The following is a 26,334-nucleotide window of genomic DNA, read 5'->3' as shown; positions in this document are numbered from 1 at the left end:
TTAGTCTCCTCATCTATTTTCGTGTGAACCGATTTTCTCTGCTTAGATGTGTACGCGCTCGTTGTCTATGTGTATGAGTGCCTTGTCGAGAGTAAGTTGTGAGTTGAATCGATTGCCCACTTTCAATTTCCTTATTACTCATTTCACTAATTATCCCTAAGACTGGATACCCCATCGTTGCGAGAAAATGCTCATCCTTTACTGTTTTATCCAATATTTCTAACAAGACAGCCATCCCGATCCCTAGAAGTAAACCTAAAAATGCACCAAGAAAAAGATTCAACCGTTTATTGGGTGAAACCGGTAGCTGATTTGCTTGCGCAATTGATGTGATCGTTACTTTATTTACGTCTAAAACTTCTTTTACTTTTTCTTCAAAAGTATAAGCAAGAACATTTGCTATATTCGCAGCTTTTTCAGCTTCATCTGACATCACCTTGATATGGAACATTTGTGAATCTGAAGATTGAATAATCTGAATATTCTTTCTCAATTGATCTTTCGTTAAGTAATAAGCAAATTTATTTTCTAAGTATTCGGTTGCTTCATTAAGTACGATATCTCCTAAAATCATGTCTTTATATGTATTAATCAAGAGTACATTTGCATGTACTTCTGATTGTAAATTATGGTTGACGATTTCGTTTTTCGATTGAACGATCAATTCAGCCGATGAACTGTATGTTGGTGTAATAACAAAATAAGTTATTCCAGTCGCAACGGCGAAACCGCCGATCAATGTACAAATAATCAACAGTATCCGCTTTTTTAACCAGCTTAGAATCTCATTCAAATTAATAACCGCTTCCATCTTTTCGCCCCTTTCTATTCTATTTTTCACGTCGAACTATTTTCTTTCTGAAAAACTCACTTACACCAAATAGGAACAAGCTCAACAGGATACTGAAAAGACCAAATTTCATAAACATAAAGAGAAAATTTTTCAAATAAGTCGTTAAAAATAAGTATAGAGCTTCAGAATGAATACCCAATCGTTCAATCAATCGAGTTACATACAAATAGGTCGGTAAAGCCCCTACCATTAATCCAGCTCCACCGATCACATAAGCAAGGTAACGGATAATTAAATGAAAGAAGGGTTTGTTAAGCGAAATGATTGCGGAAAATAAGATTCCAAAAAAAGCGACTGCAAAAATGAGCAACAGGTTAAGGGTGGATGTATAAGCCATTATTTTTTTGCCGTATAACGCAAAATAAGGGATTTCGATATCACGCCGAACTGTTTCAATACTCACTTTTTTTAGTTTATTTACTGTGGTTTCAAATTCTGCATTTCTTGGGTAATTCTTTTCTTTTCCATAACTTTCTAATTGGCTTTGGACTGTCTCTTCTATTTGCTTCTCCCCTTCTAATTGAAAGGTTGAGCCAGCATAGATACTATGAATATATTGTTTGATATTATCATTTACTAAGCTTTCTGAAACTGTCTGATTCAACCATTTTTGGGAGATATTGGCACCTCTTCCTACATCAGCAATTGTGTGATTGATCTCTTTAGTGATCGTTTTCCCATAATGTGAGGATTCCACTGCACGGATCATAAAATTTTGATTGAATAAAGTAATCTTAAGAATGCCCAAGACAAAAATTGCAAATAAACTAAGCGAACAGATAAAAGCAAGAATCATTTTTGGCACTTTTCGCCATTGTTTTCTTTTTTTCATAACTATTTTTACCAAATGTAAGAAAAGACCATAAAATTTCACAAACTCATTGCAGCTTAAATTGCCCCACTTCGAAATTTTTTATCCACTAACTTCATTTTTAGTGAGCCAAACAAGCGATTATTCGATTGATCATTTGATTCTTTTTTGGTAAATCCACCTCTTTTCAAAGCGTTTTGCTTAACACATGAGTAGCGCAATTTTTCAATTCATTATTTATCTGGTTGGATCATTGGCCCCTTAATGAGATCGCCTAGAATAAATAATCTTTGATCCGTCATTCCAATACTATCGACTGGATAACAAGTATACAAAATCAGTTTTCCTTGCTGTTTTTGAACTAGAAGTTGACTAATCAATTTCGCATTTTTATCTAAAATCTTTGTTTCGTATACTTGGTAAACATACTCACCATAACTAGTGGAAATGTTAATCTTATCCGTAATTTTGACAGCACTTAATTTTCCAAATTCACTACTATTATGCCCACCAATCAATGTAGTCCCATGTTCACCTGGATACACAGACCCCATGTATTGTCCAGCACCCTCTCGTAAAATATCATCTGAGTCTCCATAATATAAGGGCACATTCAAATTTACAGAAGCAACATCAACCTGTCCATATTGATACCCGCTTCTTGGATAATCGATTTTACTGGAGGGAATATTCTCTCCTTCCAACTCAATTGTTTTCCGTTTTTCTTCTAACTCACTAGTTGACATACCTTTAGCTGATGGTTGTGTCTTTTTTTCATATTTTGGAATATCCGAAAGCAGAAACAATCGTAAGGAAGAAGTCGTAAACTGAATGACAGGTCGCCCAATAATATACATTAGCGAATAACCCATGATCAAAAAAAGATAGGGGTAAAAATCATTCCGCCTATTCTTTTTAATTTTTCTTTTTTTATGCAAGTTTGACTTTCTTTCCTACGATGAATGCACCTGTCGCAGTCATCATTAAACATCCAATTGCAAGAATGCTTGAGATAGGGAATGTTCCCGTTTGTTTAATCGGTTGTTTCGAGTTGAACACTGCTGAAATCGAGCCATCAGAGTTTTGTGCGCCTAGCTCAACATACCCTTTATTCCAACTTAAAACGACTAATCCTAAAGCATCCGCTGTTGATGAAATCAATTGCTGAATTTCCAAAATTGTTTCCCTAGGGATAATTTTTATTAAATCATTTATCGTATGAACCGATGACAAATCAATGTCTAAATTAGTCAGTTTTTGCTTCACATTTTGGATATTTTTTACTGCTGTATCCACTTGTGACTTGGATAAATCATTTTGTTTTAAATAATTTTCAGTTTGTGTAATATATGTTTGAGGCATTTGAAATTCTTTGCTTTGAATTAAAATAGGTTGAGTCAATTCTTGGATGATCATTTGCTCATCTTGCGAAATCGCCCCGGCAGCATCAACATAAGACGTAAAAAAGAAACTACATAAAATTAAAACCATACTCTGTAACACATATTTCATCTTCTAACTCTCCTTTTCCTATCAAAATAATTAAACAACCATTAAAAAATAACACATAAAAGCATTTCTACCATCCATATTAGCATATGTTATTTCTTAAGACAATTAAATAAATGCCTTCAAAACAAATAACCATCGTAATAAAATCACTACTCGCAAAATAACAATTACTATTTAAAAATAGTTATTATAATAAGTGTTTTTGCTGAGAACATAGTATTTACGTCATTTGTATTCTTAATCTCTAATCCGTATTATCGCGAGATCTCTTATTAATATAACGATTTGAACAATAGAACAAAAATTTCCAAATTTAGAAATTTTAAGTCAAAAAAAGCTTGGAACAAATAAAAGATTGTCCCAAGCTCTTTGATAGATGTAAAAACAAAAATGATATTCTAACTTTCATATTTCATTAATCAATCGATTTCACTTACTACAAAGTAAGTTTTTCTCCACCGCTCTTGCCATGTATACGAAAATGAGGTGAATTTTACTCATTTCCTCCTTGATTCAATACCACACTAGGTTTCGCATTTAAACGAAGATCAGCGAAATTGGCTTGTTTCAATTCTACATGCGCAGCTGCTCCAATCATTGCTGCATTATCACCACAAAGTTTTAATGGAGGGATCAGCAGTTCAATTTCTGGATGTTCTTTTTTCAATGCCTCTTCGAGCGTTTCACGCAATCCTTGATTGGCTGCAACTCCACCTGCTACAATCAATTGTTTGACTGGGTATTCGTTACAAGCACGAAGAGTTTTATTGACTAAAACGTCCACAACGCTCGCTTGAAAACTAGCAGCTAAATTATTTGTATCAAGAGTTTCTCCACGTTGTTGGGCATTGTGTACTAAATTGATAAAGGCGCTTTTTAAACCACTAAAGCTAAAATCATAATTACTTTCATGAATCATGGCTCTTGGAAAATGGTAGGTATCTTCACCACGATGCGCTAACTGATCGATTTCTTTTCCGCTTGGATAACTCAAACCTAAGACACGACCAACTTTGTCATAAGCTTCTCCAGCGGCATCGTCTCTCGTTTCACCGATGATTTGATAGTTCCCGTCTTCCTTCATATAGACCAACTCTGTATGTCCACCACTGACAAGCAATGCTAGTAGCGGAAATTCAAAAGGCTTTTGAAAGCGTGCAGCGTAAATATGACCTGCCATATGGTTCACAGGTATCAAAGGCAAATTGTTCGCCCAAGCAAAAGCTTTAGCGGCAGAAATCCCAATCAGTAACGAACCAACTAAACCAGGACCATAAGTAACCGCTACAGCACTCAGTTGTTCAACAGAAGTGCCAGCCTCCGCCAAAGCGTCTTCGATACATAAGGTGATTTGCTCTACATGATGGCGACTTGCTACCTCTGGAACAACACCGCCAAATCTTTTATGGCTGTTAATCTGTGAAGCAATGACATTGGCTAAAATCTCATCACCATTTTTCACAACTGCGACACTCGTTTCATCGCAACTTGATTCAATTGCCAGAATCAATTCTTCTTTCATTTCATCGTCTCCGTTTTTAACTTTGTACTCATAATGATCGCATCTTCTACTGGATCATGATAATAAGATTTTCGTTTCCCTAGTTCTCTAAATTTCTCTGATTGGTAAAGATGACGAGCTGCTAGGTTAGACGTTCGTACTTCTAAATAAACATTATATGTTCCTGCTTGTTTTTCTCGGTCTAATAAAAAGCGTAATAACTGACGTGCATACCCTTTTTTTTGCAGTTTTTTTGCCACAGCAATATTCGTGATCTCCGTTTCATCGATAACTTTCGAATAGCCAATGAATCCTTGGAGTAGCGAATTTTCCACCAATAAGTAATATTGCGTATGTGGTTGTTGGATATCCATTAAAAATTGGTCTTTGGTCCAAGGAGAACCATGTTCATATGCTTCCTCACAAAGCGCCCATAAACAAGACGCTAACTGTTCATCTTCAAAGTCACTCTTAGTATAAATCAATTGTACCTCTCATTTTTCTAAATATTTGATCATTTCTAATCCATCTTCATTTGTTTGGGTATAATACCCTTTTTTACTTTGTTCGATTGAAATCCTAATTTCCGATAGAGTCTTTGGGCATCTTGATTACTCATTCTCACCTCTAAAGAGAGTGTGTCACAGCGATTCATTATAGCAAATTTTTCAATTTCGTCAATTAACAATGTACCGATATTTCTTCGTTGGTACACAGGAATAACCGCAATATTTGTAATATGGCAATCCAAGCCAAAAATTCTCGCACCTATAAATCCAATTAACTGTTCACCGTCTAGTATTCCTAAATATAAATTTTGAAAAGGTGAATTTAATTCAGAAAGGAAGGCACTTTTTGTCCATGGTAATTCGCCATTGTATACCTGGCGTTCAATCGATAATAAATCTTTGATATCTCGAGGTATCAGCTCTTTTATTCGATAGCTTTTCCCTTGATTTTCAATTATCTTAGTAGCAAATTCTTTTTTTTCATAGAATAAACTTCTAGCATATGCTTTAAATTTTTTCAACATATCTTTCGTCTCCAGGAGTGTGGGTTTCCAACCACTTTTCCTCTGCTTCTACTTTTTTCAAATAACGTGGTACAAAATTGGTTAAATCTCTTACTGGTTCACGATTGGCCCCTAATGTTGCAATCGTACAGCCATTAGGAAGATCCCATTCAAGCACCTTATTTATTTCTGCTTCATGTAATACTTCCTTTATTTCATTCGTAAATTTTTGCGTATCTGTTCCGACAAATAAGATAGGTTCATCGAACTGAGACAGTTGCTTAAGCAGTTCTTCAATTGAAATATGTACATCTTCAAGAACTGTTTCTAATTTTCCATTTTGTCTTCGGTACACACCAGCATAAACATTTTTTCTTCTTGCATCAAATAAAGGCACGATCAATCCATTTACGTTCCGGCAATTAGCAGCAATTGCTTGTAAACTTGAAATCCCCACAAGTTCTTTACCCAATGTATATGCAAGTGTTTTTGCAGTAGTTACACCGATTCTTAGACCGGTGTATGAACCTGGTCCATCGGAAACAGCAATTCGATCGATAGCGGTTGGTGCTAATCCGAGTGCTGAGAATAATTGATCGATAGCCGGCATCAAACTAACGCTATGATTTTTCTGTTTATTGATTTGGATTTGCCCTAAGACAATATCATCTTCAATCACGCCGATCGCTAAAGTTTGATTAGCGGTGTCTATCCCTAATGTAATCATTTTGATGCATCCTTTCTACTAACTTCTATCGTTTTATATTGTAGCATACTTCTTGCTAAGAAAAAGACAATTCATTTCAGAAAAAAGAAAAAAGTTGCAATCATTCGCAACTTTCTCTTGATTTGTTCTTTAGTTTTTTGTAGATTCACGCAAGATAAGATCCGTTTCTACAATGATTTTTCTCGAAACAGGTGCTTTTTCATTCATCATTTGTAACACGGTCTCTACCGCCAGTTCCCCCATCCATTCCGTGTGAACTTTGACTGTCGAAAGAGCTGGGGAAACATATTTTGCTACACTAATGTCATTGAATCCGATCAATGAGATATCCTCAGGTACTTTCAGACCTTTTTCGTTAATTGCCTTCAATGCACCGATCGCTAGTGTGTCATTTGCTGCAAACAGCGCCTCAAACGAATACTGTCCACTATCTAAGTATTCTTTGACTTTCCGATAGCCAGATTCAACTGAAAAATCTGCTTCAATGATCGTTGTAGTCAATCCTTTACCAGCCATGATTTGTTGGTAGGCGGCAATCCTTGGGTCATCAATCCGTTGATGTCCTTTTTTGGTGTATTCCCTACCAGCAAGCATTGCAATCGCTTTTTTATCCTGGTTAAAAAAATAATCAATCACTTTTTGGATACTTGTTTGAAAATCAACGATTAATGAATTAATGTTATAGGGTGTTCCATCAAAATCAACTAATAACAGATTGCTTTGTGTCTGCTTCAATTCAATCAACTGCTGCTCATCGAATTTTCCCAGAGCAATCGTTCCATTTGTCGGTCTATCACTGATAGCGTCCCACGTTTCCTTTAGCAAAGTCACATTTGATTCCTCTGCCTTTTTCTCTATTCCCAAACGAATAGCAAGATAATAGAGATCCTCTAATTCTTCTTGATCATTGTACCATTGGATCAAACGCAACGACTTTTGATTCAACGATGTGTTTCTATGATGCTTCGTGTAATTCAGCTCTTCAGCAGCCTCAAAAATTTTTCTTTTCGTTGCTAGGCTAACTGATAACTCCTGATCATCATTTAAGACTCTTGACACAGTAGCAGGAGAAACCCCTGCCAACTTTGCAATATCTTTAATCGTTGCCACTTGTTTCTCCTCCTATCTATTCCACTCGGGCATTCTTCTTAAAGCGTTGCAGTAAAGCGTTGGAAAGCTTCTTGACCTTTTGTATCGCGTTTGAAGACCCCTGAATCTTCCAACACACGAGCAAAAACTTTACCAATAGCTTGCTGAACGATCTCTGTTACTGTTTCAGTTGTCACATTTGGATGGTCGGCTTTCAAGCCCTTCGCCCATTCCATGTGATACTCAGCTATCTTATTTTCTTGTCCAAGCAAATACTTTTCTACTTCTGCCATTTCTGATTTTAAACGAGGTGGTAAAACAGCTAATCCCATGACTTCGATCAAACCGATATTTTCTTTTTTAATATGCTGAATATCTCGGTGAGGATGGAAAATCCCTTCTGGATGTTCGTCAGAGACATTGTTATCTCGTAACACTAAATCGAGTTCAAAATAATTTTCGCGTTTTCTAGCAATTGGTGTAATCGTATGATGGGGCGTACCATCTTTAGAAAATGCCGTCACTGCTACCGCGGGATCTGAATATTGTTGCCATTTTTCTAAAATACTATTAGCAGCTTCCACTAGGATTTCTTTCCCCGTCGCTTGCAGACGAATGACAGACATTGGCCATTTGACAACACCTGCGATTACTTGAGGATAATCCGATAATTTGATTAATCGTTCGATTGGAGCTTTAGCCATTGGAAATTCATGGCGCCCTGCTTGGTAATGATCATGTGACAGAATCGATCCTCCAACAATTGGCAGATCTGCATTTGAACCAACAAAGTAGTGTGGTAAAACCTCTGTGATTTTTAATAAACGTGAAAATGTTTCTTTCGTAAGCTTCATAGGACGATGCTCTTCTGACAAGATGATCGAATGTTCATTATAATAAGCATATGGAGAATACTGAAATCCCCAACTTTCCCCATCAAGATTCATTCTGATGATTCGATGATTGGTGCGAGCTGGATAATTTAAACGTCCTTTATAGCCTTCATTGTTCATACAAAGCATACACTCAGGATAATCAACTTTTTTGGCATGTTTTTCGGCAGCAATTTGCTTAGGATCTTTTTCAGGTTTGGATAAGTTGATCGTAATCTCTAATTCGCCATATTCTGAAGGATACGTATACCTGATATTTTTCGCAATCGCTCTGGTTTTGATATAATCATTTCTTTTACTCAATTGATAAAAGTAGTCTGTTGCTTCTTCTGGATTTGTTGCGTAATGTTGTGCAAAAAACGCATTGACTACTGATGGTGGTGGTGTTAAAAAATCCATTAATTGTGCTTCAAAGATTTCGATTTCAGCTGGTAAATCAGTAACCACTTCATTTTTTTTGGCTTGTTCGACTAACCGATCAAGTAACACCACCGATTCTTCTGAAACAGGGCGCACTTCAGTGTTTTCCAAAGCCTCTTCGCCGATCATTCCCAAAATTCGATTTTGTAAATAAATTCGATCCATTTCCATCCAGCCACCAGCTTCAATTGCTAGTGTCGTAAAATCACAAATCGTTTGACTGATTGTCATCTTCTCTCTACTCCTCATAACCATGGGGATGACTCACATGCCAATCCCAGGCTGTTTTAATGATTTCTTTTACATCTGTGTAAGCTGGTCGCCAACCTAAGATTTCTTCAGCTTTAGCACTGGAAGCGACCAACCGGCTTGGATCTCCGGCTCTACGTGGTGCCACCTTAGCTGGAATTTCTCGATTTGTTACTTCTCTAGCCGCTTCAAGCATTTCTTTGACGGAGTAGCCTTGATTGCTCCCTAGATTAAAGAAGTTACTTTCATTCCCCGCTCTTAAATATTCTAAAGCTAAGATATGGGCATCAGCCAAATCTTCCACTTGAACATAATCTCGGATGCATGTTCCATCGGGTGTATCGTAATCATCACCGTAAATCGCCAAAGAATCACGTTGACCTAGAGCTACTTGGAGAATAATAGGAACTAAATGCGTTTCTGGTGTGTGATCTTCCCCAATCGATGCATCTGCTTTTGCACCTGCTACATTGAAATAACGCAATGCTACATATCGCATGCCATAGGCTTGGTCACACCATTTCATCATTTTTTCCATCATCAATTTGCTTTCACCGTACGGATTTTTTGGATTCGTAGGAGTTGCTTCGGTAATTGGTGATTCTGTAGGTTCACCATAAGTGGCTGCTGTAGATGAAAAGACAATATTCTTCACATGATATTCATGCATCACTTCTAACAATATTTGCATACCATAGACATTGTTATTAAAATACTTCAATGGTTTCTCAACAGACTCTCCCACTAATGAACTAGCTGCAAAATGAAGGACTCCTTCGATCGTTTCTTTTTCAAAAACAGACTGTAAAAAAGATTTATCCCGAATGTCACCTTTATAAAATTGTGCTTTAGGATGAATTGCTGCTTGATGCCCCGTTAATAAATTATCCACTACTACCACTTGATAGTTTTGATTGATCAACCGATCAACAGCATGTGAACCGATATAACCTGCGCCACCCAATACCAAGATTGCCATGAAAACACTCCTTTTTTTACAAAAGCAGCAAAAAGTACGTTTTGAATCGTTTGAAACTATGACCCTTTTGTTTCTGTTGCCTTTGCTATTTATTTAGTAAATTTATAATAAAACATTTAGTAAATATTTTCAAGGGGAATTTGTAAAGGTTTCCAATAAATAGACGTCAGACTAGCCTTTTTTTTCAATTTGTTACATAATAGAAGCAACAACTAATAAACGAGGTGGATTTAATGAAAAAATTTGTATCTGGAATTTTAGTCGGTAGTCTTGCAACAGCGGCAGCTGTTGCTGGATTGGTAGCTTCAGTTAAAAAAACAGTAATCGATCCCATTGATGAAAAAGAAACAATGATCGAAGAAAATCGTAAAAAAGCGATGCGTAAACGTGTAGCTCGCTAATCTTTAAACGATTCAAGAAAATCATCCCTTTTATAACCCAAAGAATCATTATTAATTAGTAAAACACAACCGATCTTAAAAGTTAGATGAATGATCTAGCCTTTAGAGTCGGTTGTGTTTTTTGCTTCAATTGGTTGTCCTTCCAAGAATCAGCTGTGCCACTTTATCGATTTGCCTCAAATTCCAAGCATCGGTATATGGTCGTGAGACTGTAGCTGTCAACCAATCCACACCTTCGACCGGAATCCCTAAACAATATAAATTTTCTTCTAGCTCTCCCTGTTTGTTCCAGACTTGATTGGTGCTTAGTTTGATATCAATTGCACCAGTTTCATACACGCCAGTCGTGTCCTGATAAGTAAAAGGACGAATCAGCTGATGTTTTTTCAAGCTATTTAATGCTGGGTTCTTTGTTTGTGTCAAATCAGTCTGCGGGAGTCGGGCTTCAATCAAGTAGCGACTTTCAATCCGTTGTCCCTCGTTTTCTACGATAAAGAAACCGGCCTCTGTTTTGATTTCCAGCGGTGGGGAAACGATTGTGAAAATACCCGCATCAATCAGAGCGGCTAATTCTCTTGTCCGAACAACTGGCGGACCGATCGTGAGAAAAGCATTGAGCTTAGTAAACCAACCCCATAATACTTCTCTATATTCTTTGGCAGTGAAGATGCCCCATTCAATGACCAGATGGACAGGATCACGCCAATCTTTTAACGCATCAAAAGCTAAAGCAATCGCCCCAGTACAATTTCCTTTCATTGATTCATTGATTTGATAATCAATAAACCTTCGACTTTCTTTTTGAAAGTCGTGCTTCTCATGATAGATAGGCGTTTCAAAAAAATCCCACTCCCATTGATAAGGCTGTAATTCAGGAAATTGTTTTTGCCAATCACTTTGATCACGTGTTAAAAAGATTTGTTCAAATAATACTGGTGAAATAGCTAGATGTTTTTCCTCAATTAATTTCTTATAATAAAAAAGTTCGACATCTTTTTTTAGCAAGTCGAAAAACAGTTTCCCAGTTAATTGTTGATTTTGATAAAGCTTTGCTAAATTTTCTTTGGTGATCAATTTAGGAACAGCCATTGCTCCTCCCCGTTTTTCATTTTTTCCTCGAGGAAAATAGGGCAACCCTTTTCTAGACCCGCAGTATACGATCGGCTCACGTCCAGACGGCAAATATACCAATTTCTCTCCTTGTTTTTCAAACTTACCTCCTCTATTCTCGGTAAGTAAACCTACATAATCAAAAAAACTTAGACCTAATCCTCTAAGAATCACTGTGGCTTTTGGCGGAATAGTTTCTACGGAAACATCAGCTGGATTTGCTGGCGGTTGGTAGAACAATTGCTCTTTTTCAGCATAGTCATAAAACCTTTTCTCGTCTTTGGATACTTTATTTTCCCAATGTCCCGTAGTCATCACTAACTGATCTACTACTAAATGCTGTTCGTTTGTTTTCAAGTAAAAACCTGTCTTTATCTTATCAATCTCTTTCACTAAGGATCGAACGATAGTGAATGAATGCGGTGCTAATTTTTTTAATTGTTCATAAAACCACTGTTGGTACAAGCCATAAAAACATCTGGTAGCTGGTTCATTGGCACGTAAGCGCTCGGCTTCTGCCAAAAAAAATTCTTTATTCACAAACTGTTGCTTTTCGATATACTTTTTCGCCTCTGTTTGGCTCCATTGATATAAATTAGGCCCCGGTGAAATCTCTCCGCCACTTGTTAATGTTTCATCTGTAAAAAGCGTAACTTGCTGAGAGACTGAGTTCATCAATAACTCTGTTGGTTGATCGAGCCGCCAGACTCGACCACCAGGCCCATCAGGATCGAATAAACAGATCTGGATATGTTGGTTTTCCCGATTGTTTCGGATCAATCGTTCTACCATGCTTAGTCCTCTGGGGCCTGCCCCAACAATGCCAATAATCATCGATTCAGCTTCCTTTCCATCAACGCTTTTAGCACCACGGCTTGATTTTGCTGTTCATTCTTTGCACCATAAACTAAGGTCACGATTGGATAGTTTTGACAGAGTTCAGCTAGCTGCTTGACTGCCAATTGCTTTTCTTGATCTGTCATTAACTCTTCTAGGTATTTTTCTTCAAAAACAGGAAAACGTTCAGGAAGATGTCCAAAGAATTTTCTCAACTCAGTACTTGGTGCAATCTCCTTTAACCATAGATCAATCTGCGCTTTTTCCTTTGATATCCCTCTTGGCCATATTCGATCAACTAAAATTCTAAAGCCATCACCCTTTTCGCGCGCACTGTACACTCTTTTCAGTTTGATCATTTTCTCCACTTCTTTCATTGCTTATACATTGATCATAGCATAAATGATTAGATTCTCCTTTGATTATGTCATAGCAAAAAATCGTGGCTTGATTTCTGTTAGTACTCCCTAAATGCTAAGTTTCAATTTTGCACGATCTATGGATACTTGCTAGTGATTCCTATCTCCCTTTTCGAGAGGGACAGGGTATAGGCGTTGGTTATTCTTATGACAATCATCATTAGTTTTGCTCGGTTTTCGTCTAAATATTTTTTTAAAGGTACCTTCCCCTTATCCATTTCAATTCCTTGACGATTTGTTATATTCTCTTGTTTATCTGTGTTACTCTTTCTGAAAATGTTTAACGATTGACCCCACTTCTTAATCCTTTTCCTAAACGTTAGCTTTTCTGTGGTCAACTTACTTGTTTTTTGTTCTTGAATGTTTTCTGGTTTTGAACTATCTTTTTGTTCGACCAATTGATCTTCTATTATTATTTGTGGAGAATCTATTGCGCTTTCTATATTTTCTATAACCACAGAATTGGTTATAGAGACTTTACTTTGGCTTGGACCATCATGGTTGATTAAGCGTTTTATGTTATAGTCCTTTACGACCTGCTGATATAATTGGGCAGAAAGATCTAGTGAGTATAATACTCTCCCAAGTTCAGATTGCTTTACCTTCTTATTTATAATCTTAGACACAACCGATTCAACGATCTCCTCATATGTCTTTCCTTTTAATTTACCAGCTAGTGAAACCTCAATCGTTCCAACAAGTTTATCAAGTTCCTTTTTTCTTTTTCTGTTATTTCTTCTTTTTTTACTATTCCTGCAGGTTGTTGCTCAGTGAAAGTTTCATTAGATATTTCTGGCATTGCCTTTTCTCCCCCATTGTTTGATTTATCATTGAATCATCATCATACATGACGTACGCAATGGAGATAGAACTTTTATTTCTGGAAAGAATAAAATTTAGTATTTTATCTTGTGCGATCTAATGAATTCTTTTTATTCCCGTTGCCTAATCGAATAATCAGTCATGCAATTTTCTAAAAAGTATCTGTTACTTTATATACAAAAACTTCTGATAAATTGGCTCTGTCATTTGTGGAACTGATGAATGTATCAATCCCAAAAAGTAAGACCAAAATCTAACTTCTGGTGGTTACTACAGAATCAAAGTTGATTCTTCAGCCCCATTTTCCTTCCAAATGAAATAACAAAAAATCTGAGACAGAATGAGGTTCATTCTGACCCAGATTTGACTTTACACGACTCATCAGGATTGACCGATAATTTGACGTCATGACGTTCTATACTTTTTTACTTTTAATCTTGCCAGACCAGCCATCATATCCACCTTTTAAGATATAGATATCTTGGTAGCCAGCTTTTCTTAACTTATTCGCTGTACGAATACTTAAGCTTTTCTTTTGGTCGTAGATATACACCGGTTGATCTTTTCGGATAGATCCTAATGAATCTTTTAAAACAGTATAAGGGATATTTCTTGCCCCTAAAATATGTCCTGCATCAAACACGTCTTTTTCACGAACATCAATGACTTGTGCCTTACGCATCCCATCACGAAATTCTTCTTCTTCCAGTGTTTTTGCAGAACGTTTTGCCATTACTCGTAGATAAACTTCCCAAAACACAATAGCAAGAATAATCAATAGCAAAATGATGTTAATTACCCATAAAACCATGTCATTCCTCCACGTTATTCCGCAAATTTCAAGGCTAATGAAGCAGCACCGATCACGCCAGCTTCATTTCCTAATTCTGCTAATTTGATTTTTGTTGATTGTTGTACTTGAGGGAACGTAAATTGGTTGAAATATTTTTCAACACGACTACGTAAAAATTCCCCGGCAGCAGATACTCCGCCGCCTAAAACAATACTTGATGGGTTCATAGTGTTCCCTAGATTACCGCAAGCTAATCCTAAGTAGAAACAAACACGATCAACGACCATCAGACCAAATGGATCGTCTGCTTGTGCCATTTCAAAAATATCTTTACTTGTTACTTCTTCTCCATTGTCAAGCATTGCTTTTAATTTTGAATCTCCGGCATACTCTTCTGCTAAGAAACGTGCTAAGCGAACTACACCTGTTGCACTTGAAACTGTTTCTAAGCACCCTCTTTTACCGCATGTACATTCAAAACCTTCTGGGTCCACTGTAATGTGTCCAATCTCGCCACCTGCACCAGCAACGCCGTGGATCAAGTTCCCAGCAGCAACGATTCCGCCACCGACACCCGTTCCTAAGGTAACAAAAATAACGTCAGGATCATTTTCCCCTGCACCTTTCCAGCGCTCACCTAAAGCAGCAACGTTCGCATCGTTATCAATAGCAAATTTGATTCCAGTTCCTTCTTCAATTTGTTTTTTTACGTATTGAAGTTCAGTCCAATTTAAATTGTAGGCTCCGATCACTGTACCTGCTTCACTATCGACACTTCCTGGTGTTCCCATACCGATTCCGATGAAATTTTCAGCATTCATGTTATATAATTTGATACGATGATTTACTGACTCGATAATTTCCGGAATAATATGTTTACCGTCATCCAATATATTGGTATCGATGCTCCATTTTTGTTGAATCTCTCCTTCTGGTGTTAGAATTGCAAATTTTGCTGTTGTTCCACCTAAATCAATCCCAATAATTTTTTTGTCCATTACAAGTTTCCTTTCTTTCGGCTTTCTTCCACTCGGTGCTCTCGTTTTAGTATGCGCCACGCTGTCATGTATGTATCATGATCGATCAAACGACTGTCATGAAGATTCTTCAATTCAATCGTCATTAATTCAATATCATAGATACGTGACCCAACATAGACAAAGATGCCAAATCGTTTGAGCAGTTGTTGCACGTCATATAAGCTCTCCATCTCAAAGCACTTCCTTCACATTATACAAGTAATCCGTAGTTTTTTAAACCCAATAAAACACATATTATCAAAAGAAATCCAAAAACAAGCGTAGATAGGATTTTTTGATGAATCGAGTAATTGGTCACTTTCTGTGGTAGGCCGATGATATTTCCTATAAGCAAGCCACCAACAATCCCACCGAGATGCCCCCAGATATCGACTGAGGTATCCGTCAAACCAAATACAAAACTGATAACAATAAACAACATGTAATGACGAATCAATTGGCGAACCTGAGAGTTATTTTTGAAATGAAATCCAAGAACGAATAACGCACCAAACAAACCAAACAAAGAAGTACTTGCTCCACCAGATAGAACGCCAAGATCGTTGAATGCAAAACTCGCTGCATTCCCAAGGATACCACTAAACAAGTAGATCAAGAAAAAACGCCAATGACCGTAGAGTGTTTCAATTTGGTCTCCCATAAAATATAAAATCAAAGAATTCATGACAAAATGCACCAGTCCAAAGTGAATGAAAATCGGTGTAATAAACCGCCACCATTCATTTCCAACTACAATAGACGGCCCAAACATGCCTAAATATGCTGGAATATTTAAAAATGGAAAGAACTCCATCATTGCAAACACGATGGTTTGTATCGCTAAAAACAAATAAGTCAAAATTGGTCTTCTTAGCCAAGCGTTTAATTTTAATTTCTGTTGATAATTCATGTAACCCTCCTTATTATTTATCGATAAACAAGTGTTGCACTTTTTTATCAAAACTTTCTGGTACCCATTGATTGTTTATTTGTTCTTGAAAAACCAGACTACATGTCTGGTTCGGATAATTGGCTAGATAGCGATCATAGTAGCCTCCACCAAAACCAATCCGATAACCATTTTGATGATAAACAACCCCTGGAACGATCAGCAAATCGATAGCGTCCGGTGAAAAAGAATGATCAGATAATGGCTCCAGTACGCCAAAAGCGGTGCGTTCAAATCGGGTATCCGGATCAATTTTAAAAAAACACATTTGACGTTCAGGCAATGTCTTAGGAACAAGTATGGTTTTACCCTCTTCCCATGCCTTTTCAATAATTGGGGTCGTAGCCACTTCTATCTCATTTGCCATCGTCAAACCAACCACTTTTGCTTGCTGCCATTCATTACTTTGAAAGAGTTGTTGGTAAATTTTTTGCTCTTTTTGCTGCTTCTGTTCACTTCTAGCAATCTTTTGTAAATTTTCAATGCCAAGTTTTCTAAGTTTTTCTTTAATATGACTCAAACGTATCAACCCACCTCTCGTTAAAATGGTAGCGGAAAATAGTAAAAATAGCAATTTAACTTTTTAAATAAAAAGAGTTTTATAAACAGAATTTAAGACATCACTCTCACTCTTTATTCTAAAAACGAGTAAACGGTGTTCACGCATCAGCTCTTTGAAATAAGCCTGAATTTTTCAAAACATGAGAAGCTGTTAAAAAAAATTCTTTCTTATTGTCATTGGAGCTTTCCGATGCCTTCACGACCTCTGATTCACTCTTTTCATTTGAATAGACAGAATAATCGTAGTCTCAAAATAACGAGAAACTACTTTGGGAAACACTGCTTACTCAACACAATCGTTTCTTCCCCGTATTTATTTTCTAAGCAATCGTTTGTTTGGAAAATAATAAATATAAGAAATATGGAGCTCCTAGGACCGCAATTAAAATCCCAGTAGGAATCTCACCACTTGGTAGAATCACTCGTGTAAGAACATCTGCAATCGTTACAAAAAATGCCCCAAATAATCCACTCAAGATCAAGGACAGTTGATTTTCTCTTCTGACGACAAATTTAGCCAAATGAGGAGCTAACAAACCGACAAAAGATAAGCTGCCAGCTACCGCAACGCTTCCGCAGGCTAAAGCAACAGCGAGTATCAATAGGATTTTTTGACTTTTCTGCACGTCTAATCCTAGACTTTGCGCTCTTTCTTGACCAAAAGATAATAAACCAATTCGTCGACTATAAATCAGCACGAAAGGAAGCAAAATAACTGCCCAAGGTAACAATGAGAAAACATATGGCCAACTAGCTCCCCAAAGTGAACCTGCTAACCAGGCATTAACAAAACCATAGTTTTCTTTCGACAATTTAATCGTAAATAAAAGCATCAATGCCGACAATCCAGCATTGACTGCAATTCCTGATAGTAAAAGCCGGTTCATCCCTAAAAAACTATTTCTCGTATAAGCAAACAAGTACACAAGTAAAGCTGCAAGCAAGCCGCCTAGAAAAGCCACGATCAATAGTAAAAACGGAAAAGTTTGGTTGGCATAAAAGCCCAAATAAATCATAACGAAAAAACCTGCTCCAGCGTTAATGCCCAATATGCCAGCATCAGCTAGTCTATTTCTAGTAACTCCCTGCAAGATAAAGCCTGAAATACCTAAACACATACCAGCAAGAAGACTGATTAATAGACGAGGGGCACGAAATTCATAAACAATCAACTCTTGGATTGCCGAACCATTCCCTTGAAACACCTCAGCTAATTGATCAAATGGAATAAATGGTGTGCCAATCATTAAACTTGCAACTATATTAACAACTAATAAAAGAAATAAAACAACTAGTGATTGGTAACTTCTTTTCATCCTTGTTCCCTCCTTACTTGGAGTAGTAAGAACGGTACACCAATCAAGGAAATAATTAAGCCGAATGGCGTTTCAAATGGCGGATTGATCATTCGTGCAACATAATCCGCCAGCATCACTAATCCTCCACCTACTAAAAAAGAGGCTGGTAAAACATACCGATAATCGGAACCAATGATTCCTCGGACGATTGGTGGAACCATCAATCCAATAAATGAAACTGGTCCAACTAACGACACCGCCATTGCAGCTAACCCCGCCACTAATACAAACGCAAAAAATCTGATCCGTCCAGGGTTGCCTCCTAATGCCAAGGCATGTGACTCACTTAAGTTGACCAACGAGATGGAGCGACCTAGCAAAAAAGAGCCACTAACTGTCAACAGATAAATCGGAGCCAAAATTTCTAATTGATGCCAAGTGACATTCGCAGCGCCTCCCACGAACCAAAACGCCAAGTCTTGTTGCAAATTGAATAGTTGTGTCAGCGCTTGACTAATAGCTGTAAAAAAAGTACTGATCGCAACACCTGCTAAAATCAATTGAAGTGGATTCATCCCCATTTTTGAAAAACGTAAGAAACCAAAAACAAATAACGTAACTACCAACGAACCAAGTAATGACAGTAAAAAAACAGAAAAAGCAGAAGCTTGTGGCCAAAACGCAAAACAAAGAGCCATTGCAAGTGATGCTCCTGCATTAATTCCTAATAACCCTGAATCAGCTAAAGGATTCCGTGTCACACCTTGCATCAATGCGCCACTAAGAGCAAAACAGCTTCCCACTAAGAAAGCCCCCAGCACTCGAGGCAACCGAATCGTTCGGATAATCAACTGCGATTGAACTGAGTCGTCAAATTTAAAAATCGCTTGCCACAAATTAGAAAAGTCGACAACCGCCGCTCCATTGGCTAACGCAAAGAAAAATATACTAACTACTCCTAGCAACAATAGGGAAAGAATCATTCGTTTCCTCTTTGTCTTCATTGTTCATCCTCCTTACGATCATTGATTAAATCGTAAGACAAAACAACGGGTTTATTCGTTTCAGGCAATTCGATGATCTGCGCTTCAATTTCATAGATTTCCCTCATCCATGACGTTGTGATTACTTCATCAGGTGTGCCTTGAACCACTATTTGTCCTGCTTTCATCCCAATTAAATAGTCAGAAAAGCGAGAAGCGTGATTGATGTCATGGATCGACATTAAAATGGTTGTCTGTTTGATATGATTGATCTCTTTCAGTAAATGTAAGATTTCCAATTGATGCGCAGGATCTAAAAAAGTGGTTGGCTCATCTAAAATCAAAATATCCGCTTCTTGGGCTAAAGCCATCGCAATCCAAACTCGTTGAGCTTGTCCACCTGATAGACTCGAAAGCTCTCTTTCTTTCAACTTAGTTAGTTGTGTCGCTTCCAACGCCCATTGGATAGCATGTAGATCTTCTTCATTTAATCCACTAAAAAATTTTTGATAAGGATAACGACCATAAGAGACCACCTCTTCGACAGTCATACCTAAAGGGTGTTCACTACTTTGGGCTAACAGTGCAATTTTTTGCGCTAACATCTTAGGGCTATATGTAGAAATTTCAGATCCATCTACGATAATCTTTCCTTCTTTGACAGGTAACAGTCGAGTAAAACTTTTTAATAAAGTTGATTTACCACTGCCATTAGGACCAATCAAACTTGTCACTTTTCCTTCTGGTATCTTGATAGACATTTTTTCAATCACTTGTTTATTTAAGTAACCCGTTGTAATATAAACAGCTTCAATCGTCGTCAAATTTTTCATCCTTCCCTGAAAATCATTCTCAATTATGAAGCTCCTTCACAAATTCGTCAAGTTTTACTCTAAATGGCTCTTTCCCGAAAATAGTTGACATGACCACTATTGTCAGGAATAATATCAATTGAGAATGATTATCAATGAAAATCCCTTCAGGAGGAAAAAATGAAACTAAAAAAGAATATCTTTACCATTGGGGCCACAGTGTTGCTGCTTAGTTTACTTAGCGCCTGCTCTTCTTCAAATAATTCATCCAATTCAACTGACACAGCAGGTAATGAAACAACTGCAAAAACTCACCTAGTGACTGATGCCTTGGGTCATGAAGTCGAGATCCCTAATCAACCAAAACGAATCATCGGGAGTTACCTCGAAGACTATCTTATCGCTTTAGGTGAAAAACCTGTTGCTCAATGGACAGTTGGTAGTGGATCGATTCAACATTATTTACAAAAAGAATTAAAAGATGTTCCCACGATCTCTTATGATCTTCCGTATGAAAAAGTCTTAAGTTATGAACCCGATCTTTTATTGATCTCTTCTTCGGCTACAGTTGAAGGAGGTAAATACGAGCAATACAGCAAAATTGCACCAACCTATGTCGTAAAAAATGGGAATGATGTCACTTGGGAAACCCAACTAAAAGATATCGGAAAAGCATTAAATAAAGAACAAGCAGCAGAAAAAATCATTACTGATTACCAAAAAAAGGTGAAAGCCACTAGACAAGAACTCGCAGATAAAATCAACGGCAAAACGGCTGCTGTTTTATGGGTAACGAATAACTCAGCATTTATGGTTAGTGAAACACGTTCAAGTGGAAGAATCATTTACGGTGATCTAAAATTTGGTGTGCCAAATCTAGTTACTGAAATCTCTAAAAGTGCAACTTCAGATTGGTCAGCTGTCTCTGCAGAAAAATTAGCAGAGTTAGATGCAGACTATATCATCTTAGTCAACAGTGATGAAAAAGCTGCGATGTTTAATGAAGCAACTTGGCAAAATTTAAAAGCAGTCAAAGAAAATCATGTCTTAGAATTTGGTCCTGAATCTAGTTGGCTCTATAATGGTCCAATAGCTAGTCAAAATATGGTCAATGATATCAAAAATAATTTGAAATAAATCGCCTGAACAAGAATAGACGTTCACCTTCCTTTCTTTACAAATTGGAGTGAACGTCTTTTTTTATTTAACTATGTGCTAAACCACTTTGCTCATTTTTTGCCATTTCTGAAATCGATGAGGGTATTGATTTTCTTGGTTGACAATTCCTTCATGTTCTTCCACTAATTCAAAACTTGTAAAATCGATTTCTCCAATAAATGTATCCCCCTCAAACTCTGCATCAATTAATGTTCGCCAGATGATTTTTGTTTCTGGTAACAAAGCTTGAAAAATTCGACTTCCTCCTGACACATAGATATCTTCAGGTATATCCTTGGCATATGCCAAAAGTTCATCAATCGAATGAAGGACTTCCGCATTTTTTTCTACTTTAAAATCTTTTTGAGTAGTTAACACAATGATATGCCGATAAGGAAGAGACAATTTGCCCATGCCTTCATATGTCTTTCTTCCCATCACTAATATTTTATCCATCGTATGTTCCCGAAAAAAACGCATATCGTTTGGTAACCTCCAAGGAAGCAAGCCATCTTTTCCAATCAAACCATTCTTGTCTTGTGCCCACATTGAAATAAACATGTGTTTCATCCTCTCAAACTGAATTTGAACAAACGATTTCAATCATACAAGAAAAACGACCCTGTTACAAGAAAAAGAGTCACTTGTCAGGTTTATGGTTTCATTCAACCTTCACTATTAAAAAAAGTCTAGCTTCCTAAAAAGGATTCTAGACTTACGCTGAACTAATTATTTAGTTTCACGGTGTAAAGTAACTTTACGTTCGCGTGGGCAATATTTTTGTTTTTCCAAACGATCAGGGTTGTTACGTTTGTTTTTGCTTGTTAGGTAGTTACGTTCTTTACAAGAAGTACACTCTAAAGTAATGTTTACGCGCATGTTTTTCCCTCCCATTTTTTACTAGAATCCTCTAAGATGACTCTCAGACTTGATTATCTTACCATGATTTCCACTAGATTGCTAGCCTTTTTACAAAATTTGTTAAGTAAAACTACTTGACGAAAGTTATCTAAATAACTACTTGCTAAACAAAATCTTTTCCTTTTCCAACTATTGCGCTTACACTTGAAGTATAAATAATTTTTGAGGAGGAAGATTTTATGCCTTGGAATATGAAAGATTATCCGCCTGCAATGAAAAATTTAGAAGAGTTAACACGAAAGAAAGCAATCGATATCGGTAACGCCTTGCTTGCAGAAGGCTATCCTGATGATCGTGCTATTCCGATTGCTATCAAACAAGCCAAAGAATGGTCAGAAGATGCTACTTCTACTGAAAAAAAAGAGTTTTCTCAAGAAAAAAATCCAACAAAGCATGATTCTCACGACACAAATCCAAGAGCTTCTAAATTATTGACAGCCAACGTGATCGTAAAATTTGAAGAAGATAAGTGGATGGTCCAATCAGAGGGAGCTAAAAAAGCAAGTAATCATTTTGATACGAAAGAAAAAGCGATTGAAAAAGGGAAAGAAATTGCTCAAAACAAAAACACATCATTAATTATCTACAAAAAAGACGGAACGAAAGAAAGAGAAATAAACTATTAATAAAAAACAACTCCTCCACAATAAAGGAGGAGTTGTTCACTGTTAAAAAGGAATAAAATCAATCCGCTCGAAGCGGGATGTTCTTTTGCTTCGCTAACTGATCACGTTTAGACTGTTACATAATCGATTGCTTCAGCCTTAGGGATTTCTTCGTCAACGAAGAAAACTTTATACCAAGTTAAAAAGCTGAAAATCGTCCAAATTTTTCGTTGTTCTTCATGACGCCCTTCATGATGGTCATTTAACAACTTCATAATTTTTTCTTGATCAAAGAATTCTTTGGCAAAATCAGCCTCAAATAATTCTTTGACTTGTTGATAGCCATGGTCTTCTTTCAACCAAGCTTTGATTGGTACTGGGAAACCAAGTTTTACACGGTTAGACCATTCTTCTGGCAAATGTTTATTTGCTGCTTGTCGGAAAATATCTTTGGTATTATTTTGATTTAACAGATACTTACTTGGGATCTGTTCTGCCAATCTCATCACTTCGATGTCAAGTAACGGTACGCGTACTTCAAGTGAGCTAGCCATTGATAATTTATCCGCTTTTAATAAAATATCTTTTGGCATCCATTGATGAAGGTCAACGTATTGCATTTTGTTCACTTCATCTTCGATTTTTTCAGTTTTAGCATAATGGACTGCCATAATCTCCTCAACGGAAGGAGCCTTTTGGTATTCTTGTGTTAAAATATCTGACGCTTCGTTTTCTTCAAACACTCGGGCATGACCAATAAAATATTCTTTCGCAGGAGCTAAAGATTCATATAAATGGATTCTACCGTGGAAGTTTTTCATCTTGCCAATTTTTCGTCCCAAGTTATAACGTGTTCCTTTTGGTAGTTTCTTCAACCCTTGAGCAATGACACGAATAACTTTTGAATTCGTATGGAACCCATAAGTTTGGTATCCCGCAAATAGTTCATCTGCCCCTTCACCTGATTGGACAACTCGAACACTTTGCGAAGCCAAGTTTGCTAAGAAATAAAGTGGGACACATGAAGGATTCGAATCTGGCTCATCTAAATGGTATTGAATCAAAGGAAAAGCTTTAAATGACATATCTCCATCGATGACAGCTGCTGTATTATCTAAGTCCAAAAGTTCTGTTAACTTTCTAGCTTCAATAGCTTCATTATATGTTTTATCATCAAACCCAATTGAAAAAGAATGATCAGGTTTTAATACAGAAGTCACATAGCTTGAATCTACCCCACTAGATAAGAATGAGCCAACTTCTACATCGCTGATCGTATGTGCTTTAATCGATGCTTCAACTGTTTCATCAATCTTATCGATCCATTCTTTCCGTGAATAGTTTTGTTTTTCTTCAAAATTAGCATCCCAATATTGATGAATCGCTAACTTATTATCTTTGTAAGTGAAATAATGACCTTCTGGCAAACGGTGAACCCCTTTAAAAAAGGTTTCTCCATTTAATGGTGAATATTGAAATGTCATATAAGGTTTCAAGGCTTCTTTATTCAATTCTTTATGAAAATCTGGATGTGGTAAAAAGCTTTTGATTTCTGATCCGAACATAAATGTGCCGTTCATTTCCGCATAATAATATGGTTTGATTCCAAAATGATCCCGAGCACCAAATAATTCATTGCGTTTATTGTCCCAGATTGCAAAGGCAAACATACCCCGAACCTTTTGTAATAGATCAGTTCCCCATTCTTCATAACCATGCAACAATACTTCTGTATCCGCATGTGTTTGAAAAATATGTCCAGCTGCAATCAGCTCTTCTCTAAGAGGTTGGTAATTATAGATTTCCCCATTAAAAATGATGACTTTTGTTCGATCTTCATTATAGATAGGTTGTTTTCCACCCTCTAAGTCGATAATACTTAATCTTCTAAATCCTAAAGCAACATGCTGGTCAATATAATCACCCGAACTATTCGGTCCCCGATGAACGATTCGATCCATCATGTCGTTGACGATTGCTTTTTTATTGTCTTTGTCGTTAATAAATCCTACAATTCCACACATTTTATTTTTCACATCCTAGATAATAATTACTATTACTTTGTTTCGTCCATAAGCATCTTATCATAGAGGCTATTAAATCTTGAAATAATAGCTCTCTTACAGTTTCGTCACATGAAATAACAGTGAATATTTTTGAGTTCTACTATAAAAAAAGTAGTCCTATTAATTAATTTAACATGTTTTGACTAAGGAAGCTATTTTGTTTAGCAAAGACTTGAAAAATATTCATTATTATTTAATCATCTCTATCATTCAACCAAATCAAAAGATAGTCCTTACTAAATAATCCGCTCTAAATAAGTTACGAGCGATTTCCAATAAGACTTGTTTGATTTTACTCTTAAACCTTCTTGTCGTGAAAGAAATTCCGTTGGAACAATCTCGTTTAAAAACAAGAATATATTTTCCACTTACAAATAAACCTAACTAGATCTGACCTCATCTCGCATAGTATCTGGTTTATATTTTCTTTTCTATTTCTTCGAACATAGCTAAGAAGACTTTGTTCGTTTACTTATCTCTAAAACTATATTTTTTTGATTCATTCATGTTATTATTATGAAGGATCTTTATTGGAAAGGGTAATGTTATGAAAGTATCAATTGTGGTTCCATGCTATAACGAAGAAAAAACAGTTCCTCTTTTTTTAACGAGGTCGAAAAATTTAAGGGAATACATGAATTTGAATATTTGTTTATTGATGATGGTTCAAGAGATAATACATTACAAGCAATCAAAGCATTAGCTAATGACCATGAATATGTACGCTTTATTTCCTTTTCTCGAAATTTTGGGAAAGAAGCTGCTTTATATGCTGGTTTACAAGCTTCTACTGGCGACCTTGTCTCTGTAATGGATGTTGATCTACAAGATCCACCTGATCTATTACCAGAAATGATTGAAACAATTATGCAATCTGATATTGATTGCGTCGGTACTCGTCGTTCGACTCGTGACGGTGAACCACCGATCCGTAGTTTTTTTGCTAAGAAATTTTATCAGCTAATCAATAAAATCAGTGATACTGAAATGGTTGACGGAGCGAGAGATTTCCGTTTAATGACTCGCCAAATGGTTGATGCTATCTTGGAATTAACTGAATACAACCGCTTTTCGAAAGGCTTGTTCAGTTGGGTTGGTTTTAAAACCAAGTATATTTCCTTTGAAAACCGTGAACGAGTAGCTGGTGAAACCTCTTGGTCTTTTTGGAAATTATTTAATTACTCTATTGATGGAATCGTCAACTTTTCAGATGCACCATTAACAATTGCTTCATTCGTGGGGGCATTATCATGTATTGGTTCAGGTCTTGCTATTTTATTTATTATTTTACGTGCCCTGTTGTATGGTGATCCTACAGCTGGTTGGCCTTCCATGGTCTCGATTTTCTTGTTTATCGGAGGTATCCAATTATTGTGTCTTGGAATAATTGGTAAATACATTGGAAAAATCTTTTTAGAAACCAAACAACGTCCAGTGTATATTATCAGAGAGACTGAAAAAATTAATCCAAAAAACTATCAAAGCGAGAAATAAAAAAACTCAAGTTGTAACGATCTCAATAGTTAGTGTTCTA

27 protein-coding genes and 2 pseudogenes are annotated in these 26,334 nt (G+C 36.7%); 4 read left to right on the top strand and 25 right to left on the bottom strand.

Features of this window, described 5'->3' with window-relative positions; translation table 11 throughout:
• Positions 1–13 precede the first annotated feature (13 nt).
• The 11 genes and pseudogenes from EHR_RS09500 to galE all read right to left on the bottom strand — a co-directional run bounded on the left by EHR_RS09500 (position 14) and on the right by galE (position 10,046).
• Positions 14–811 carry a YveK family protein gene (locus EHR_RS09500; RefSeq protein ID WP_010737789.1) on the bottom strand — a complete coding sequence of 266 codons (798 nt, stop codon included), beginning with the start codon at positions 809–811 and terminating at the stop codon, positions 14–16.
• 19 nt (positions 812–830) lie between these two features.
• Entirely contained in the window at positions 831–1,685 is an 855-nt protein-coding gene (locus EHR_RS09495; RefSeq protein WP_014834573.1) for a hypothetical protein, read from the bottom strand.
• A 212-nt stretch (positions 1,686–1,897) separates the two neighbouring features.
• Positions 1,898–2,521 carry a class D sortase gene (locus tag EHR_RS09490; RefSeq protein WP_088771460.1) on the bottom strand — a complete coding sequence of 208 codons (624 nt, stop codon included), beginning with the start codon at positions 2,519–2,521 and terminating at the stop codon, positions 1,898–1,900.
• Between the two features lie 73 nt (positions 2,522–2,594).
• Positions 2,595–3,176, bottom strand: a complete 582-nt coding sequence (locus tag EHR_RS09485) for a hypothetical protein (protein WP_010737791.1) — start codon at positions 3,174–3,176, stop codon at positions 2,595–2,597.
• A gap of 493 nt (positions 3,177–3,669) precedes the next feature.
• A complete protein-coding gene (gene tsaD / locus EHR_RS09480) occupies positions 3,670–4,698 on the bottom strand; it encodes a tRNA (adenosine(37)-N6)-threonylcarbamoyltransferase complex transferase subunit TsaD (RefSeq protein WP_010718855.1) in 1,029 nt (342 codons plus the stop codon).
• The gene (gene rimI / locus EHR_RS09475; RefSeq protein WP_010737792.1) at positions 4,695–5,162 is read right to left on the bottom strand and encodes a ribosomal protein S18-alanine N-acetyltransferase; all 468 of its coding nucleotides are present in this window, start codon (positions 5,160–5,162) and stop codon (positions 4,695–4,697) included. The genes tsaD and rimI (EHR_RS09475) overlap by 4 nt, the downstream gene beginning before the upstream one ends.
• A gap of 9 nt (positions 5,163–5,171) precedes the next feature.
• Positions 5,172–5,710, bottom strand: a pseudogene (rimI, locus tag EHR_RS09470) (ribosomal protein S18-alanine N-acetyltransferase).
• Entirely contained in the window at positions 5,694–6,416 is a 723-nt protein-coding gene (gene tsaB / locus EHR_RS09465) for a tRNA (adenosine(37)-N6)-threonylcarbamoyltransferase complex dimerization subunit type 1 TsaB (RefSeq protein ID WP_010737794.1), read from the bottom strand. Before tsaB ends, rimI (EHR_RS09470) begins: the two are co-directional and overlap by 17 nt.
• A gap of 129 nt (positions 6,417–6,545) precedes the next feature.
• The gene (locus tag EHR_RS09460) at positions 6,546–7,526 is read right to left on the bottom strand and encodes a LacI family DNA-binding transcriptional regulator (RefSeq protein WP_010718851.1); all 981 of its coding nucleotides are present in this window, start codon (positions 7,524–7,526) and stop codon (positions 6,546–6,548) included.
• 38 nt (positions 7,527–7,564) lie between these two features.
• On the bottom strand, positions 7,565–9,049 hold the full coding sequence (galT, locus tag EHR_RS09455) for a UDP-glucose--hexose-1-phosphate uridylyltransferase (RefSeq protein ID WP_010737795.1): 1,485 nt from the start codon (positions 9,047–9,049) through the stop codon (positions 7,565–7,567).
• 7 nt (positions 9,050–9,056) lie between these two features.
• Positions 9,057–10,046 carry a UDP-glucose 4-epimerase GalE gene (galE, locus tag EHR_RS09450; RefSeq protein ID WP_010737796.1) on the bottom strand — a complete coding sequence of 330 codons (990 nt, stop codon included), beginning with the start codon at positions 10,044–10,046 and terminating at the stop codon, positions 9,057–9,059.
• A 233-nt stretch (positions 10,047–10,279) separates the two neighbouring features.
• Between galE and EHR_RS13865 the strand changes: the two genes are divergently transcribed.
• The gene (locus EHR_RS13865; protein ID WP_010718848.1) at positions 10,280–10,447 is read left to right on the top strand and encodes a DUF3042 family protein; all 168 of its coding nucleotides are present in this window, start codon (positions 10,280–10,282) and stop codon (positions 10,445–10,447) included.
• A gap of 126 nt (positions 10,448–10,573) precedes the next feature.
• Here the strand turns inward: EHR_RS13865 and EHR_RS09445 are convergent, their stop codons facing one another.
• The 11 genes from EHR_RS09445 to EHR_RS09395 form a co-directional block, all read right to left on the bottom strand.
• Positions 10,574–12,391 (bottom strand): FAD/NAD(P)-binding protein, encoded by a 1,818-nt coding sequence (locus EHR_RS09445; protein WP_014834570.1) that lies wholly within the window; start codon positions 12,389–12,391, stop codon positions 10,574–10,576.
• Positions 12,388–12,753, bottom strand: coding sequence for a DUF488 domain-containing protein (locus EHR_RS09440; protein WP_010737798.1), 366 nt, complete (start codon positions 12,751–12,753; stop codon positions 12,388–12,390). Before EHR_RS09440 ends, EHR_RS09445 begins: the two co-directional genes overlap by 4 nt.
• A gap of 137 nt (positions 12,754–12,890) precedes the next feature.
• Positions 12,891–13,439: a hypothetical protein gene (locus tag EHR_RS09435; protein ID WP_014834569.1), complete on the bottom strand. Its 549-nt coding sequence runs from the start codon at positions 13,437–13,439 to the stop codon at positions 12,891–12,893.
• 611 nt (positions 13,440–14,050) lie between these two features.
• On the bottom strand, positions 14,051–14,446 hold the full coding sequence (locus tag EHR_RS09430; RefSeq protein WP_010737800.1) for a rhodanese-like domain-containing protein: 396 nt from the start codon (positions 14,444–14,446) through the stop codon (positions 14,051–14,053).
• Positions 14,447–14,460: 14 nt separating this feature from the next.
• Complete coding sequence (locus EHR_RS09425; RefSeq protein ID WP_010718843.1) at positions 14,461–15,426, bottom strand: ROK family glucokinase; 966 nt, start codon at positions 15,424–15,426, stop codon at positions 14,461–14,463.
• The gene (locus EHR_RS09420) at positions 15,426–15,638 is read right to left on the bottom strand and encodes a YqgQ family protein (protein WP_010718842.1); all 213 of its coding nucleotides are present in this window, start codon (positions 15,636–15,638) and stop codon (positions 15,426–15,428) included. The genes EHR_RS09425 and EHR_RS09420 overlap by 1 nt, the downstream gene beginning before the upstream one ends.
• A gap of 20 nt (positions 15,639–15,658) precedes the next feature.
• Entirely contained in the window at positions 15,659–16,357 is a 699-nt protein-coding gene (locus EHR_RS09415; protein WP_010737801.1) for a rhomboid family intramembrane serine protease, read from the bottom strand.
• 13 nt (positions 16,358–16,370) lie between these two features.
• Positions 16,371–16,916: a 5-formyltetrahydrofolate cyclo-ligase gene (locus EHR_RS09410; protein WP_010737802.1), complete on the bottom strand. Its 546-nt coding sequence runs from the start codon at positions 16,914–16,916 to the stop codon at positions 16,371–16,373.
• A 361-nt stretch (positions 16,917–17,277) separates the two neighbouring features.
• Entirely contained in the window at positions 17,278–18,273 is a 996-nt protein-coding gene (locus tag EHR_RS09405; protein WP_010737803.1) for a FecCD family ABC transporter permease, read from the bottom strand.
• Positions 18,270–19,259, bottom strand: a complete 990-nt coding sequence (locus tag EHR_RS09400; protein WP_014834567.1) for a FecCD family ABC transporter permease — start codon at positions 19,257–19,259, stop codon at positions 18,270–18,272. Before EHR_RS09400 ends, EHR_RS09405 begins: the two co-directional genes overlap by 4 nt.
• On the bottom strand, positions 19,256–20,071 hold the full coding sequence (locus tag EHR_RS09395; protein WP_010737805.1) for an ABC transporter ATP-binding protein: 816 nt from the start codon (positions 20,069–20,071) through the stop codon (positions 19,256–19,258). Before EHR_RS09395 ends, EHR_RS09400 begins: the two co-directional genes overlap by 4 nt.
• Positions 20,072–20,230: 159 nt before the next feature.
• On the opposite strand from EHR_RS09395, the gene EHR_RS09390 reads away from it, so the two are divergent.
• Complete coding sequence (locus EHR_RS09390) at positions 20,231–21,187, top strand: ABC transporter substrate-binding protein (RefSeq protein ID WP_010737806.1); 957 nt, start codon at positions 20,231–20,233, stop codon at positions 21,185–21,187.
• Positions 21,188–21,265: 78 nt separating this feature from the next.
• Here EHR_RS09390 and EHR_RS09385 read toward each other — a convergent pair whose 3' ends face one another.
• Together EHR_RS09385 and rpmG are read right to left on the bottom strand one after the other, a co-directional pair.
• Positions 21,266–21,769, bottom strand: a complete 504-nt coding sequence (locus tag EHR_RS09385) for a dihydrofolate reductase (RefSeq protein ID WP_010737807.1) — start codon at positions 21,767–21,769, stop codon at positions 21,266–21,268.
• A 168-nt stretch (positions 21,770–21,937) separates the two neighbouring features.
• Positions 21,938–22,087: a 50S ribosomal protein L33 gene (rpmG, locus tag EHR_RS09380; RefSeq protein ID WP_002296119.1), complete on the bottom strand. Its 150-nt coding sequence runs from the start codon at positions 22,085–22,087 to the stop codon at positions 21,938–21,940.
• A 221-nt stretch (positions 22,088–22,308) separates the two neighbouring features.
• Between rpmG and EHR_RS09375 the strand changes: the two genes are divergently transcribed.
• Complete coding sequence (locus EHR_RS09375; RefSeq protein WP_010737808.1) at positions 22,309–22,755, top strand: DUF2188 domain-containing protein; 447 nt, start codon at positions 22,309–22,311, stop codon at positions 22,753–22,755.
• A gap of 107 nt (positions 22,756–22,862) precedes the next feature.
• Here the strand turns inward: EHR_RS09375 and asnB are convergent, their stop codons facing one another.
• Positions 22,863–24,758 (bottom strand): asparagine synthase (glutamine-hydrolyzing), encoded by a 1,896-nt coding sequence (asnB, locus tag EHR_RS09370; RefSeq protein WP_010737809.1) that lies wholly within the window; start codon positions 24,756–24,758, stop codon positions 22,863–22,865.
• 589 nt (positions 24,759–25,347) lie between these two features.
• On the opposite strand from asnB, the pseudogene EHR_RS09365 reads away from it, so the two are divergent.
• A pseudogene (locus tag EHR_RS09365) lies at positions 25,348–26,294 on the top strand (glycosyltransferase family 2 protein).
• Positions 26,295–26,334: the final 40 nt, after the last annotated feature.

Origin of the sequence: Enterococcus hirae ATCC 9790 (genome assembly GCF_000271405.2) — a bacterium.
GTDB classification, from domain to species: domain Bacteria; phylum Bacillota; class Bacilli; order Lactobacillales; family Enterococcaceae; genus Enterococcus_B; species Enterococcus_B hirae.
Note: the sequence above shows the minus strand (reverse complement) of the source record. Positions and strands in the feature narration are given on the sequence as shown.